The organism is Rhodanobacter sp. TND4EL1 (assembly GCF_054061035.1).
Genome location: NZ_JBSSDT010000001.1, coordinates 466,646 through 480,174, shown reverse-complemented (window position 1 = coordinate 480,174; position 13,529 = coordinate 466,646). Strand labels below are relative to the sequence as shown.

At 63.3% G+C, this 13,529-nt stretch carries 10 protein-coding genes, 4 tRNA genes and 1 pseudogene; 9 read left to right on the top strand and 6 right to left on the bottom strand.

The genetic code is table 11. The annotated features are described in order from the left end of the window. The first annotated feature begins 18 nt into the window (after positions 1–18). From pgsA to ACVWWQ_RS02225, 4 genes are all read left to right on the top strand, one after another. Entirely contained in the window at positions 19–630 is a 612-nt protein-coding gene (gene pgsA, locus ACVWWQ_RS02240) for a CDP-diacylglycerol--glycerol-3-phosphate 3-phosphatidyltransferase (protein ID WP_133950288.1), read from the top strand. A gap of 71 nt (positions 631–701) precedes the next feature. Further along, positions 702–777: transfer RNA gene (locus ACVWWQ_RS02235), tRNA-Gly, on the top strand. A gap of 125 nt (positions 778–902) precedes the next feature. Next, positions 903–978, top strand: a tRNA-Gly gene (locus ACVWWQ_RS02230). A gap of 84 nt (positions 979–1,062) precedes the next feature. Next, positions 1,063–1,136, top strand: a tRNA-Cys gene (locus tag ACVWWQ_RS02225). A 117-nt stretch (positions 1,137–1,253) separates the two neighbouring features. Here the strand turns inward: ACVWWQ_RS02225 and ACVWWQ_RS02220 are convergent. Then, entirely contained in the window at positions 1,254–3,395 is a 2,142-nt protein-coding gene (locus tag ACVWWQ_RS02220; RefSeq protein WP_133950289.1) for an EAL domain-containing protein, read from the bottom strand. A gap of 214 nt (positions 3,396–3,609) precedes the next feature. Between ACVWWQ_RS02220 and ACVWWQ_RS02215 the strand changes: the two genes are divergently transcribed. Continuing rightward, positions 3,610–3,996 carry an HU family DNA-binding protein gene (locus ACVWWQ_RS02215; RefSeq protein WP_099652108.1) on the top strand — a complete coding sequence of 129 codons (387 nt, stop codon included), beginning with the start codon at positions 3,610–3,612 and terminating at the stop codon, positions 3,994–3,996. Positions 3,997–4,088: 92 nt separating this feature from the next. On the opposite strand, the gene ACVWWQ_RS02210 is transcribed toward ACVWWQ_RS02215, so the two are convergent. From ACVWWQ_RS02210 to ACVWWQ_RS02190, 5 genes are all read right to left on the bottom strand, one after another. Continuing rightward, positions 4,089–4,175: transfer RNA gene (locus ACVWWQ_RS02210), tRNA-Leu, on the bottom strand. Positions 4,176–4,259: 84 nt separating this feature from the next. Continuing rightward, the gene (locus tag ACVWWQ_RS02205; protein WP_133950290.1) at positions 4,260–5,507 is read right to left on the bottom strand and encodes a TraB/GumN family protein; all 1,248 of its coding nucleotides are present in this window, start codon (positions 5,505–5,507) and stop codon (positions 4,260–4,262) included. An 88-nt stretch (positions 5,508–5,595) separates the two neighbouring features. Further along, positions 5,596–6,486 carry a carbon-nitrogen hydrolase gene (locus ACVWWQ_RS02200; protein ID WP_133950292.1) on the bottom strand — a complete coding sequence of 297 codons (891 nt, stop codon included), beginning with the start codon at positions 6,484–6,486 and terminating at the stop codon, positions 5,596–5,598. A gap of 59 nt (positions 6,487–6,545) precedes the next feature. After that, positions 6,546–7,580: an agmatine deiminase family protein gene (locus tag ACVWWQ_RS02195; protein WP_133950294.1), complete on the bottom strand. Its 1,035-nt coding sequence runs from the start codon at positions 7,578–7,580 to the stop codon at positions 6,546–6,548. A gap of 130 nt (positions 7,581–7,710) precedes the next feature. Next, a complete protein-coding gene (locus ACVWWQ_RS02190) occupies positions 7,711–8,070 on the bottom strand; it encodes a hypothetical protein (protein ID WP_099652112.1) in 360 nt (119 codons plus the stop codon). Positions 8,071–8,263: 193 nt separating this feature from the next. On the opposite strand from ACVWWQ_RS02190, the gene ACVWWQ_RS02185 reads away from it, so the two are divergent. The 4 genes and pseudogenes from ACVWWQ_RS02185 (at position 8,264) to ACVWWQ_RS02170 (ending at position 13,489) form a co-directional block, all read left to right on the top strand. Beyond that, a complete protein-coding gene (locus ACVWWQ_RS02185; RefSeq protein WP_133950296.1) occupies positions 8,264–10,201 on the top strand; it encodes an ATP-binding cassette domain-containing protein in 1,938 nt (645 codons plus the stop codon). Between the two features lie 5 nt (positions 10,202–10,206). Beyond that, entirely contained in the window at positions 10,207–11,127 is a 921-nt protein-coding gene (locus tag ACVWWQ_RS02180; protein WP_133950298.1) for a phosphoglycerate mutase, read from the top strand. After that, positions 11,088–11,981 (top strand): annotated as a pseudogene (locus tag ACVWWQ_RS02175) (DHH family phosphoesterase); the annotation flags it as partial. The gene ACVWWQ_RS02180 and the pseudogene ACVWWQ_RS02175, both read left to right, overlap by 40 nt. 218 nt (positions 11,982–12,199) lie before the next feature. Then, entirely contained in the window at positions 12,200–13,489 is a 1,290-nt protein-coding gene (locus ACVWWQ_RS02170) for a tyrosine-type recombinase/integrase (protein WP_133950302.1), read from the top strand. Positions 13,490–13,529: the final 40 nt, after the last annotated feature.

The window sequence follows — 13,529 nt, the reverse complement described above, 5'->3', positions numbered from 1 at the left end:
AAACCATTGGGACGAATCATGCGCATCAACCTGCCAACCTGGCTGACCCTGTTCCGAGTGGGATTGCTGCCGGTGATGATAGTGGTCTTCTATCTTCCCTTTCCCGGCCACAACATCACCGCGGCAATCGTGTTCGTGCTGGCCGCCGTGACCGACTGGCTCGACGGCTATCTGGCCCGCCGAATGAACCTGACTTCGGCGTTCGGCGCATTTCTCGACCCGGTGGCCGACAAGTTGATGGTGGCGGTGACCCTGTTCCTGCTGGTCGAGTCACATCGGGGTGGTTGGCCGGGCATTCTGATGGCCGTGACTGCGGCGATCATCGTCGGGCGCGAAATCAGCGTTTCGGCGCTGCGTGAATGGATGGCGCAAATCGGCATGCGTGCCACCGTGAAGGTGGCCTTCATCGGCAAGCTGAAAACCGTGATGCAGATGGTCGCGTTGGTGGTGCTGATCGTGCAGCACGAGAAGGCGGCCGAAGCCCTGCGGCTTTACCATATCGGCGAAGGCTTGCTGGTGATCGCAGGCGTGCTGACGATCTGGTCCGGCATGACTTATCTGCGCGCTGCATGGCCGCTTCTCAGCGGCGAACAGTCGCAGCCAGCGTCGAACGCGGACAACGATGTCTGAGCATCTTGCACCGTTCGTGTCGATTCGGGCTTGACGATCCGCATTCACGTATTAGAATGCGCGGCTCCAGTGCGGGAATAGCTCAGTTGGTAGAGCACGACCTTGCCAAGGTCGGGGTCGCGAGTTCGAGTCTCGTTTCCCGCTCCAGTTAACGATGAGGCCTCGATTTGTCGGGGCTTCGTCGTATCGGAAGCAGGTGGAAATTTCCTCGCGAATTTGGCATCGAGGCTATTCACAACCACCATGGTTCTGGTATGATTCACGGCTCAGATGCGGGAATAGCTCAGTTGGTAGAGCACGACCTTGCCAAGGTCGGGGTCGCGAGTTCGAGTCTCGTTTCCCGCTCCAGTTTCAATGCAGAACCTCGGCTTTCCGGGGTTTTGTTTTTTGGGAACAAGCTGCGATCATCATGATCGCGTTTAACGAAGCAATGGCCTGGTGGCAGAGTGGTCATGCAGCGGACTGCAAATCCGCGTACGCCGGTTCGATTCCGACCTAGGCCTCCATTGCCCGTTTGGCTGTCATGCAGCCCTGAAACCCGCCGCTGGCGGGTTTTTTGTTGGTACTCCGTGGGATGGTGAGGGGCGCGCGCGAAGACGACGCCAAACGCTGCGGCGGCCTGCTCAGACATCCACCGTTGTGACATCTGTGATGCTGGCCGTGCTTCTTTGCCGTGCCCAGCGCTGGAAGTCGTTTGCCGCCAGCGGCCTGCAGATGAGGTATCCCTGCATGAGGTCGCAGCCCAGCTCCCGCAATGCGTTTTCCTGTTCGGCGGTTTCCACGCCTTCGGCAATCGTGGTCATGCCCAGGCGGCGTCCCACGTCGATCACGAAGCCGGCCAGAGGATCCGCGATGTCGGGCTGCAGCGCGCCGATGAAGGAACGGTCGATCTTCAACTCGTCCAGCGGCAGTTGCTGCAGATAGGACAGCGACGAATAGCCGGTGCCGAAATCGTCGAGCGCCAGGCGGAAGCCGATTCCGGATAATTGCTGCAAGGTGTGGAGCGCCGCGGCGAAGTCGCCGAGCAGTGCGCTTTCGGTCAATTCGAGGGTAAGCACGGAGGGCTCGATGCCTGCGTCAGCGACCTGCGCGGCGATGTTCGAAGCGAATTGCGGATGCGCGATTTGCCAGGGGCTTATGTTGATCGAGATACGCCCGCCAAAATCCATGCCCATTTCACGCCACTCGCGGATGTGTTCGCAAGTCCGGCTGACCACCCAGGCACCGATGGCGTGGACAAGTCCTGTTTCCTCGGCAATCGGAATGAAGGTGGCCGGCGAAACGTGTCCCAGGGTAGCGTGATTCCAGCGCAGCAAGGCTTCGGCACCGACCAGCTTTCCATGCATGTCCACCTGCGGCTGGAAATGCAGTGAGAACGCCTGCTGCTCCACGGCGGTACGCAGGCCGCGTTCCAGCTCCAGGCGCGCGTCGGCATCGCGCTGCATGTGCGGAAGAAACAGCCGCGCTGCATTGCGGCCGGCAGACTTGGCGCGGTACAGCGCAATGTCGGCACAGCGCACCACGTCGGCCGCACCTTGGCCATGTTCGGGGAACAGCGCCACGCCAATACTGGCACCCACGCCAACAATGCGATGATCAATCGCCAGCGGCGCGGCAAGTCGTTGCAGAATGCCGTCAGCAATGCCCATGGCGCGCGCGGCCGCCTGTTCGTGGCTGAGGTCGGCGGCACCCAGCAGCACGACGAATTCGTCGCCACCGAGCCGGGCCACGGTCGAAGCCGCAGGTGCCAAGGTAAGCAGGCTGTCGGCGATGCTTTCCAGCACCCGATCGCCGACATGGTGTCCCAGTGAATCGTTGATGGTCTTGAAGTTGTCGAGGTCGATCATCAGCGCCGCGCCGTGCTGGCCCGAGTGCATCGCTTCGGCGATCAAATCGGCGAGGGTGGACAATGCCTGCAGTCGATTGGGCAAGCCGGTCAGTGCATCGTGGTAGGCGGCGTGGCGCAGATCGAGTTCGGTCTCGCGCCGGCTATTCGCCTCCGCGTGCAACTGTGCCGCAGTGCGTTCCAGTTGCAGGTTGTGCCCGTGCATCTGGCCCGCAAGCGAAAGACCCATCAACAGGACGAACGAAAGAAACGCGAACGCGTCGAGCGAGGGGTAGGGCTTGCCCATCGCGTTGACCACGATGGCGCCCCACAACAACGCCACCAGCTGGATCAGCAGGCACGCGCCCAGCATCAGGCCTTTCAGGCGTTGGCCATCGCGGTACTGTCGTGCGGCGCTGTAGAGGGCCCAGGCGAAAACCGCATAACTTGCCCAGCGGAACAGCGTTCCGCCCAATGATCGCGCGCCCTCCACGGTGAACAGCGATTCTCCCCACGGCAATATCAGCGGGGGCCCCTCGCGCAGCGCCGTGTCGAACGCGGTATGCGGCTCGGCAAGATTGAACCCGAGCATGATCAGCGCAGTGACGCCGGCGGCAGCAAGCACATGACGATGGGCCGGTCGGCCGGTGTAGCAGCCAACGAAGACCATCAGAGCAGGCAGCGCAAGAATGGCCGAGCTCGTTACCATGCGTAGCCCCTGGATCGCTGGCTCCAGCGAACTCGCGGCATTCATCACTGCGTTGCCGAGCGCCAGCGTGGCCAGGCAAGCAGCCAGAAACGCGAAGGCGAGATGGGTGAAGTCCCGACGCTGGCGTACGCCTATCACCAGAAACTGCACGGCGGCGCCGTAGGCGAGCGCAGCAATAACCAGCAGGGCGGCCGTGAAATAGCCAAAGCCGGGATGATTTGCCGCTTCCATTGAGTCCCCAATCCGCCTCGAGCCAGCGGATACATGGCTTCTAGGTTACGTCATGGCGCCTGCAAAGTGACCATGAAGAGCGGCTGCTGGCAATTTTTGCCGCAAAAATCGATGATTTCGTGCGTTACCCGTTGGCGGAACCTTCAAATTCCCCTACATTCAGCGTGCCGTGAGGCATTCAAACCATCCATCACATCTAGACGAGGGGAAATCCATGGCAAAGGCACAGAAAGCGGTGGCCAAGACCAAGCCGGCACCGAAGGCAAAAGCTGCACCGGCCGCGGCGAAGCCGATCAAGGAAGCACTCAACAAAACCAGTCTGGTCGCACACATCGTGGACGCCAGTGGCGTCGTCGCCAAGGACGTCCGTGCCGTACTCGCAGCGCTGGAAGGCGCGGTTGCGGGTTCGGTGCACAAGAAGGGCGCGGGCTCGTTCCAGCTGCCTGGCTTGCTGAAGATCACCTCGGTCAGCGTGCCGGCCAAGCCGAAGCGCAAGGGCATCAATCCCTTCACCAAGGAAGAGCAGTGGTTTGCAGCCAAGCCGGCGTCGGTCAAGATCAAGATCCGCCCGTTGAAGAAGCTGAAGGATGCGGCGGCCTGATAGCCCCCGGATACCCAGCGTCAGTCATGAAGGTGCGACGGCTTGTCCGTCGCACTTTTGTTTGTGCGGCCGTCAAGTCTGCAAACATGCGTTGGTGCCCGGACCCGGAATCGAACCGGGATACCCGTGAGGGTGAGGGATTTTAAGTCCCTTGCGTCTACCAGTTTCGCCATCCGGGCCGGATGTCGGAGCGAGCCGCAGCAGGGCGGCGGGCGGCGCGAATCGTAGCACGCGCCGCGCTTGTGCCCGTTACGCGAACGGGGTCAGAACAGGCTTTTGAAGATGTGGATGCCGGCGCTGTATTCGCCGATGATCGTACCGACGCTGACCAGGAAAAAGTTCAGCAGGGTGCGGGCGACGCGATTCTTCCACCAGCCACTCCAGTGCACGATGTCGTCGCGCAAGGTGTCGAAGTCGATCACCCGCGGGCGACGCACCCAGGCTTCGGCCATGGCGCTGATGCCACCGGCAGGAATGCCGGGGCGAAACGGCTTGATTGGCGCGGCGATGAAGGCGGCCACGATGCTGACCGGGTGGCCACCGGCAATCAGTGCGCCCAACGCGGCAAAGCCTCCGGTGAAAAGGACCCAGTCACGCAGCGCCTGGGTGCCGAGCGCAGCGTTCTGATGGAATGCCCAGGCGATGGCGGCGAACACCAGCAACACCAGTCCCACGGCGAGCCATTTCGGCCAGCGTGCCTTGGGCGGCAACAAGGCCAGTTCGGCCACCTTGCTCGCCGGATCATCCTGCTGCTCGCGCAGCAGGGCGCACATGCCCTTGAGGTGCCCGGCGCCGATCACGACCAGGACGCGGCGACGCTCTTCGGCGGCACCCGCATTCGCCGAGCGCGTCGCTTCCTGCCGCAGACGTGCTGCCATGAAAGCGTCGCGTTCGCCGATCAGGCTGTCGTAGAGCGGTTTGGAGCCGTTGGCGAATTCGCTGAACGCGCTTTCCAGCAGATCGCCCTGTTTCAATTTTTCGATTTCACCCTGGTCGATGTCCTCGCGATCGAACACGCTGGCGAGCAGGCCGCCGAGCAAACTGAAGCGCTGCCAGAAACCCACGCTGCGCCAGGCGCGTTTGAGGGTGGTGCCGACTTCGCGATCAATCATCCACAGCGGCAGGTTGCGCCGATCGGCACCGTCCATCGCGGCCTTCATTTCCGCACCGGGCTGGATCCCGGATTGGTCGGCCAGGCGCTTCTGGAAAGTCGACAGCACCAGGCTGGCGGCGACCATGCCCGCCTTGCCCTGGCGGATCACCTTGAACAGGTCCATCTGCTTGAAGGCTTCCGGGTCGCGCATGCTCTGCGCGCGGCTGTCGCACAGCTCCACTGCCACGGCGTCGAAGTGTTCGTGCTCAAGCAGCGCCTCCACCGCTTCCATGCTGCTGCGGGAGACGTGGGCGGTGCCCAGTACCACGTACTCCACGCCATCGCGATGCACCCGTTCGATCGGCTGGCCATGCAAGGCGGCGGGCAACGCGGTGGCTTCGTTTTCGGGGACGCTCATACGCTCGGCAGGCCGGTCTCATGGGGAATTTCAAGCATGGGGACGAACTCCATGCGGAACAAGCGACTGTCAGCGCGATGGCAGAGGGTCAGTCACGGTAGCGCTTGAGCAGGTCGACGTAGGCATCGATGCGTCGATCCCGCAGAAACGGCCAGATACGGCGCACGTGCTCGCTGCGTGCCAGGTCCACCTCGGCCAGCAGCAGTTCGCGCCCGTCGGTGCCGGCCTGAGCCAGATATTCGCCTTGGGGTCCGGCCACAAAACTGGAACCCCAGAACTGGATGCCCGCACCGACCGACGTGGGGTCGGCTTCGTAACCGGTACGGTTGCAGGCCAGCAGCGGCAAGCCATTGGCTACCGCGTGACCGCGTTGCACGGTGATCCATGCGTCGCGCTGGCGGTCCTTCTCGGCGGGTTCGTCGTTCGGATCCCAGCCGATCGCGGTGGGGTAGAGCAGCAGTTCTGCGCCGGCCAGGGCCATCAGGCGTGCCGCCTCCGGGTACCACTGGTCCCAGCACACCAGCACGCCGAGGCGGCCGACCGAGGTGTTGATCGGTTCGAAGCCGAGGTCACCCGGGGTGAAGTAGAACTTCTCGTAGAAGGCCGGGTCGTCCGGGATATGCATCTTGCGGTATTTGCCGGCGATCGCTGCCGACTTGTCGAAGACCACGGCGGTGTTGTGATAAAGCCCCGTCGCACGCTTCTCGAACAGCGAGGCGACCACCACCAGTTGCAGTTCCCCGGCCAGCTTGCCGATGCGCTCGGTGCCGGGGCCGGGGATGGTCTCGGCCTGGTCGAAAACATCGACCGACTCGTGCTGGCAGAAGTACGGTCCGTTGTGCAATTCCTGCAGCAGCACCAGTTCAGCGCCGGCCTTGGCCGCTGCGCGCAGTCCGGCCTCGATCGCATCCAGGTTGGTGTCGCGGCTGCCGCGGTCGGTTTCCTGCAGCAGGGCGACCTTGAGGGTCTTGCGGGTCATCGGATCAATCCTCGGCGTGGCGCCAGACGGAACAGACCGTACAGTTTAGCCGATGCCGCTCAGGCCAGCCCGGCCGGCAACTGCATGGTGATGCAGTGCAGGCTGCCGTTCTGCCAGATCAGCGGGCGGCACGGTACCTGCACAATCTGGCGACCGGGATGAGCCGTTCCGATGATGCGTGCGGCTTCGGCATCGGCCGGATCGTCATAGGCGGGCACCAGCACGGCGTCGTTGACGATCAGGTAGTTCGCGTAGGACGCAGCCAGCCGACGGCCTTCGTCGATGATCGGCTGCGGCCACGGCAGCGGATGAAGCTGATACGGCCGTCCGTCAGCGGTGCGCAGCGCCGCCAGTTCGCCGGCCATGCGCTGCAGCTCGTCGTGGTGCGGGTCGCTGGGGTCGTCGCAGGCCTGGAACACGATACGGTCACCCGGCGCGAAGCGGGCCAGCGTATCGATATGCGCGTCGGTGTCGTCACCTTCGAGGTAGCCGTAATCCAGCCACAACACGCGGCTGGCGTGCAGGCCATCACGCAGGATCGCGGTCATGTCCTCGCGCGATTGCTCGGGATGGCGCTGCGCCAGGCAACGCCAGGTGGTGAGAATGCTGCCCGTGCCGTCGCTCTCGATGCCACCGCCCTCCAGCGCCCAGTCGATGCGCTTGTGTGCGGCATGGCCGAATACGCCAGCCTCGACCAGGCCCGCGACCAGTGCATCGTCCTGTTCGGCCCCGAACTTCCCGCCCCAGCCGGTAAAGCGGAAATCGGTGAGCTGGAAACCCCGCACGCCGCCCTTCAGCGTGATCGGACCGGAGTCGCGCAGCCAGGTGTCGTCATACGGCAGGACGATGAAACGGATGCGCGCGAGATCGACGCCCGCGGTGTGCAATGACGATTCGACATGCTGCTGCAGCGCTGCATCGGCAACCACGATGATCAACGGCTGGAAGCGGGTGACTGCACCGGCCAGTGCGACGTAGGTCGTTTCCACTGCCGCCAGCCGTTCGGCCCAGTCGGTGCCGGCGTGCGGCCAGGCGATCAGGATGGCGGATTGCGGTTCCCATTCCGCGGGCAGGCGCAAAGTATGGTCGGTCATGCGGGGATCTCGTCGGCAGGCGATGGACGCCAGGCTTTGGCGTGCGGCCGCAAAGTGTACGACGGGGTGGGCAACCGCACATGAAAAAGCGCGGTCCGCATCACTGCGGGCCGCGCTTCATGAAGGCTGATCAGTTGACCGACGAAGGGTCGGTGTTGTTGCCCGCCGGCGTGTTCAGCACCGCGTGGATCACGTGGCTGTGCTCGAAGTAGACGATGAAGTTCGAGTACTCCCAGCGATTGATCTGCGGGTGCTTGCGGGTGTCGCCACCGCGCGGCGACAACTTGCGCTGCGGCGCGCCCCAGGTTTTCTCGACCTGGCTCATGCTGAGGCCGCGGCGGGGCAGATCAAGGCCCTTTTCCTGCTGCACGCGATGCACCAGCAGGCTGTCGCCGTGCCTGTGTTGCGCTGCCGAAGCCGTCTGCGGCACGGCAAAGGCGGCAGCCGCCACGACGACGACGATCGGCAAAACATTGGTGAACTTGACCATTGGCTCCCCCTCTCCCTGCAAGACTGTATGCGGCGTCGTTGTAGCAGAAGTGCCCATGCTACGCCATGTCGAATCATGGTGATTGCGATGGGTTCGGCATTCGGCCAAGCCCGCGAATGACCGAGAATAACCTGATCACCGCTATCATGGGCGGCTGCGGCCAACGTGCCGCCCGTTCCAGTCCAGGTTTTTCATGATTTCCTTCCGACATTTCGCCCTGCGCCGCGGCAGCCGTTTGCTGCTTTCCGACATCGATCTGGTGATCCAGAGTGGCTGGCGCCTGGGCGTGATCGGCCGCAATGGCTGCGGCAAGTCCAGCCTGTTCGCCGCCTTGCAAGGCAAGCTGGAGGGCGATGCGGGCGAGCTGGAGATGTCCGGCAAATTGCGCCTGGCCTCGGTGGCGCAGGAGACCCCGGCGTTGCCGGATGCCGCGATCGACTATGTGCTGGGTGGCGACGAGGAGCTGGCGGAGGCGATGAACGCGGAAGCCGAGGCCGGCGATCGCGGCGACATGGATGCGATGGCGAAGGCGCACCAGCGCATCGAGGAACTCAATGGCTACGACGGCCGGGCCCGCGCGGGACGGCTGCTGCACGGACTGGGTTTTCCACCGGAAACCCACGAGCGGGCGGTGCAGGAGTTCTCCGGTGGTTGGCGCGGCCGGCTGAACCTGGCGCGCGCACTGATGTGCCCGTCCGACTTGCTGCTGCTGGATGAACCGACCAACCATCTGGACCTGGACGCCGTGCTGTGGCTGGAGGAATGGCTGCGCCGTTACCAGGGCACCTTGCTGATCATCTCGCACGATCGCGAATTCCTCGATGGCGTGATCACCCACACGCTGCACCTCAACGACGGCAAGGCAATGCTCTACACCGGCAATTACAGCGCGTTCGAGCGCCTGCGTGCCGAGCAGTTGCGCCAGCAGCAGATTTCGCACGAGCGTGCGCAGGCCGAGCGCGCGCACCTGCAGTCCTTCGTCGACCGCTTCAAGGCCAAGGCCAGCAAGGCCAAGCAGGCGCAGTCACGGATGAAGCGGCTGGAGAAGATGGCCGGCACCGAGGCGGTGCGCGCCGAGCGGCCTTTCAGCTTCACGTTCCCGGTGCCGGGCCGCTTGCCCGATTCCATGCTGCAACTGGAAGACATCACCGCGGGTTATGCGGCCGATCCGTCCAGTCGCGAGGGCAATGACGAGGTGGCCAACATCGTGCTGGCCAATGTGCGTTTCAGCATCGAGGCCGGCGAGCGGATTGGCTTGCTCGGCCCCAACGGCGCGGGCAAATCGACGTTGGTGAAAACCCTGGTCGGCGAGCTGGAACCGTTCAGCGGCGAGCGCAAGGTGCACAAGGATCTCAACATCGGCTACTTCGCCCAGCACACGGTGGAAAGCCTGCGCGCGGGCGCCAGCGCGCTCGATCACCTGATGGACAAGGCACCCGGCGTGGCCACGCAAGTCATGCGCGACTTCCTCGGCAACTGGAATTTCGCCGGTGAGCGCGCGTTCGAGTCGGTCGACGGCTTCTCCGGCGGTGAACGTGCACGCCTGGCGCTGGCCTTGATCGCGTGGGACAAACCGAACCTGCTCCTGCTGGACGAACCGACCAACCATCTTGACCTGGACATGCGCGAGGCACTGGCCGACGCGCTGGCCGATTTCGACGGTGCCCTGGTGCTGGTTTCGCACGATCGCCATCTGCTGGGCATGGTTTGTGACAATTTCTGCTGCGTCGCCGATGGGGTGGTCGAGCCGTTCGATGGTGACCTCGACGACTACGCGCGCTGGCTGAAGAACCGCGGCTCGGCCAGCAAGAAGGCTGCCAAGGCTGGTGGGGCAGCCAAGCCCGTGGTGGTCAAGGTGGTCGAGGTTTCACCCGAGGAGCGTCGGCGTCAGGCGGCATCCCAGCGCGAGGACGAGAAAGTCGCACGGCAGCGAGTGAAGAAGATCGAGACGCGCACCGCCACGATCGATGCCGAGCTGGCGACGCTGGAGGCAAAACTTGCCGATCCGGCCACCTACAACGGTCCCACCCACGAGATGATGCGGCTGGGCCAGCGTCAGGCCGAGTTGCGCAGCGAGAAGGACGCGCTCGAAAACGAATGGCTGGTGCTGGCGGAACAACTGGAAGCCTAGGACACATGTCGACTCCCGCTCCCTCACTGCAGTTGTGGTTGCCCGCGTTGACGCACTTCGAACCGGGGCATCCCTTGCGCGAGTGGCTGGCCCGGGCGGATCGACTGTCTGCCGGCCGCAGCGGCTACCTCGGTGGTCTGGCCGATCATTTCCCGGAGGTCGCCAACACGCTGCCGGCTGCGGCGATCACCCGCCAGTTCCTTGCCGGCGACGCCGACGGGTACGGTTGGTTGTCGGCCGATCCGGCCTGGGTGCAGCCGGACATGAATGGGGTGCGGCTGCTTGCCTGCGGTCGGATGGAACTGGACATGGACGCGGCGCAATTGCTGGCCGAACCGCTGCGCCCGGTGTTCGAGGACGCCGGCATGCAACTGCAGATCACCACGCCGGATCACTGGCACCTGCGATTGCCATCGGATATGCCGTTGCCCGATTTTGCCGCGCCGGCGCAGGCGCTGGGCGAAGATCTGGCGCAGCACCTGCCGCAAGGCCCTCAAGGCCGCCGCTGGCGCATCCTGCTCAACGAAATCCAGGTGTTGCTGCATCAGCATCCGCTCAACGCGCAACGCCAGGCGCGCGGTTTGTCGCCGGTCAACAGCTTGTGGCTGTGGGGCGGCGGCTCCTTGCCGGGCAGTGGCAGCAGCGACCTGAACGGCGTGATCAGCGACGATGTGTTGCTGCGCGCGTTGGCCGCACACGCGGATGTGGCTCAGCGGGAACGCAGCATCGAAGCCCTTGCCGGCGCCGGCGCCGGGTGGCTGGTTGACCTGCAGGATCTGCCGGCGCGGGACATCGCCTCGAGCTGGTGGCCCGGTTTGCAGCCGTTGCTGATGGGGCAACCCACGCTGCTGCAATTTGCCAGCGGCGAACGTTTCCAGCGCAAGCCCTGGCATCGCTGGCGCCTGTGGCGCGGGGCAGGGCGTTGAGCGCTCTGCAACTGCGCCGTCGGGAAAGTGATGGTGCACCGCTGGGATGGCCGTCGTCCGTGCACCCGGTGCTGCAGCAGATCTATGCGGCGCGTGGCGTGCTGGAGCCCGGCCAGGCCGAGCACCGATTGGCGCGGATGCTTGCGCCGCAGCTGCTGGGTGGCATCGCGCAGGCGGTCGATTTGCTGGCCGAGGCGATCCGTGACGACTGGTCGATCCTGGTTGCCGGCGATTACGACTGCGATGGCGCGACCGGCACCGCGGTGGCGGTGCGTGGCCTGCGTCTGCTTGGTGCACGACGGGTCGGCTATGCCATTCCCAACCGCTTCACCCACGGCTACGGCCTGAGCGCGGCTTTTGTCGCTTCGCTGCAGCCGACGCCGCAACTGATCGTCACGGTCGACAATGGCGTGGCCAGCATCGCGGGCGCGGCGGCCGCGAGGGCGCGCGGCATCCGGGTCATCGTCACGGATCACCATCTGCCGGGCGAGCAGTTGCCGGAATGCGACGCGATGGTGAACCCCAACCTCGCCGGTGATCCATTCCCGAGCAAGATGCTGGCTGGCGTGGGCGTGATGTTCTACCTGTTGCTGAGCTTGCGCGCGTTGTTGCGCGAGCGTGGCGCGTTCGCCGGTGGCGAGCCGGATCTGTCGAGCCTGCTCGACCTGGTCGCGCTGGGCACGGTGGCCGACCTGGTGCCGCTGGATTTCAACAATCGCGTGCTGGTCGAAGCTGGTCTGCAGCGCATGCGCAGTGGGCGCGCCTGCGCCGGCATCACCGCGCTGGTGGAGGCCGGCAAGCGCAGCCTTGCGACGCTGTGCGCCAGTGACCTCGGCTTCGCCGTGGGGCCACGCTTTATGAAAGGCTGAAGTGGTCAGGGGCTTTTCTAGGCTAATACCGCATTTCATGCGTTTTTTGATCTGGACGTGAGCTGTTCCCTTGGTTCAATCACCGTGAAGCGATCTTCATATGTAGATGTAAGTAATATGGTCATTTATTGAAGTAAAAGCATTGAAAACAGTTAGATAGTATGAGATAGTGGTCACGTTGATGGCCTAGGGCGTGCCTTTTAATGATCACGGTAGCGACAGCTCTTGGGCTGGAGTCGGAAGATGAATTGCGCAGCGACATGTTGCCTGCGCGATATAGTTTCTTGGTTGACGATGAAAGCAGCCTGCCGGTCGAGCCAGTGTTGCTGTGGCTTTGCAAGCAGTACCCGCCAAAACCTCGGATGTGGAAAGCAAACACCGTGGAGTGTGCTGCGCATGACCTGTGTGACTGGTGGCGCTACCTCGAGCGGGAGGGTCGGTTTTGGTGCGACGCGACCAGTGATGACTTAAGCGAGTTCAGGGACAGCTTGTTGGGGTCAGTCAGCCCAAGAACGCATCGTCCCTATGCCGCGAAGACGATTGCCAGACGAATCAATACTGTCGGCACCTTTTACGAATGGGCGCAGGAGAAGGGCCTGTTTCGAGGCGAACCCCTGGATCCAAAACAACTGAAGCCAGTCTTGCGGGCGATCGATGACGATGCGTTAGCGCATACCGGCGGCAGCACCAGAGAAGTCGCCGTTTCGACCACGGCCCCTCGCACGAGTGAGTCAGCCGACGAACACGTTCATCCAATGGAGAGCAAGACCTGGCTGGCAGTTGCCAAATCGCTTGGACCGCTGCCGAGCCAGAGGGACGCAGGGATTCCTGGCTGTTCCCGCAATCGGCTTGCGGCAGAAATCAGCATCTGGACTGGAATGCGACTTGATGAAGTCGCCGGGCTGACCACGTATCAGATTCTCAACTTGCGTGTTGTGGACGATTCAATTGAAGTCGTGCCCTTGAAAATAACTCGCACAAAGGGGCTTCGTCCTCGAACGGTCTTGTTTCCCAGTCACCTGATCGCAGAACTCCATCGTTACATCGACATGGAACGTCGAGAAGCGGTTGAGGTCGGCAAGCGGTTCGGCCTGAAGAAGGATACTGGTTATTTGTTCGTGAACGGGCTGGACTCGCGCAATCACGCAGGAAAACCAGTGCGCGGATACACGCTGTCGGGTGCTTTCCGCGAAGCTGTGCTTGCCTGCGGCTTCGTGAGGAAGGAAGAACGCGTGGACCCACTCACTGAAGAGAGTTACCTAGCTTCGTGTGCCGCGCATTGCTTTCACGATTTACGACACACGTTCGCCGTTTGGCTATACCAGGCAGAAAAGGCGGCAGGGAATGCCGAACCGTGGAAGGTAGTCCAAGCCCGGCTAGGTCACCGCTACCTGAAAACCACCACCGACATCTACCTGCGGGTCGTGGATATTTTCCGTGCGAAGGTCAACGACAACCTCTATCGCTTCTTGAGGATGACCTTTGGGACTTAGGCGAGACAAGACTCCCAGTCGCTTTGCCCAACTGGATCGA

Bases quoted from the DNA above. Each gene is read 5' to 3' on its own strand.
- pgsA (WP_133950288.1), top strand. From the start codon at position 19: ATGCGCATCAACCTGCCAACCTGGCTGACCCTGTTCCGAGTGGGATTG.
- ACVWWQ_RS02220 (WP_133950289.1), bottom strand. From the start codon at position 3,395: ATGGAAGCGGCAAATCATCCCGGCTTTGGCTATTTCACGGCCGCCCTG.
- ACVWWQ_RS02215 (WP_099652108.1), top strand. From the start codon at position 3,610: ATGGCAAAGGCACAGAAAGCGGTGGCCAAGACCAAGCCGGCACCGAAG.
- ACVWWQ_RS02205 (WP_133950290.1), bottom strand. From the start codon at position 5,507: ATGAGCGTCCCCGAAAACGAAGCCACCGCGTTGCCCGCCGCCTTGCAT.
- ACVWWQ_RS02200 (WP_133950292.1), bottom strand. From the start codon at position 6,486: ATGACCCGCAAGACCCTCAAGGTCGCCCTGCTGCAGGAAACCGACCGC.
- ACVWWQ_RS02195 (WP_133950294.1), bottom strand. From the start codon at position 7,580: ATGACCGACCATACTTTGCGCCTGCCCGCGGAATGGGAACCGCAATCC.
- ACVWWQ_RS02190 (WP_099652112.1), bottom strand. From the start codon at position 8,070: ATGGTCAAGTTCACCAATGTTTTGCCGATCGTCGTCGTCGTGGCGGCT.
- ACVWWQ_RS02185 (WP_133950296.1), top strand. From the start codon at position 8,264: ATGATTTCCTTCCGACATTTCGCCCTGCGCCGCGGCAGCCGTTTGCTG.
- ACVWWQ_RS02180 (WP_133950298.1), top strand. From the start codon at position 10,207: ATGTCGACTCCCGCTCCCTCACTGCAGTTGTGGTTGCCCGCGTTGACG.
- ACVWWQ_RS02170 (WP_133950302.1), top strand. From the start codon at position 12,200: ATGATCACGGTAGCGACAGCTCTTGGGCTGGAGTCGGAAGATGAATTG.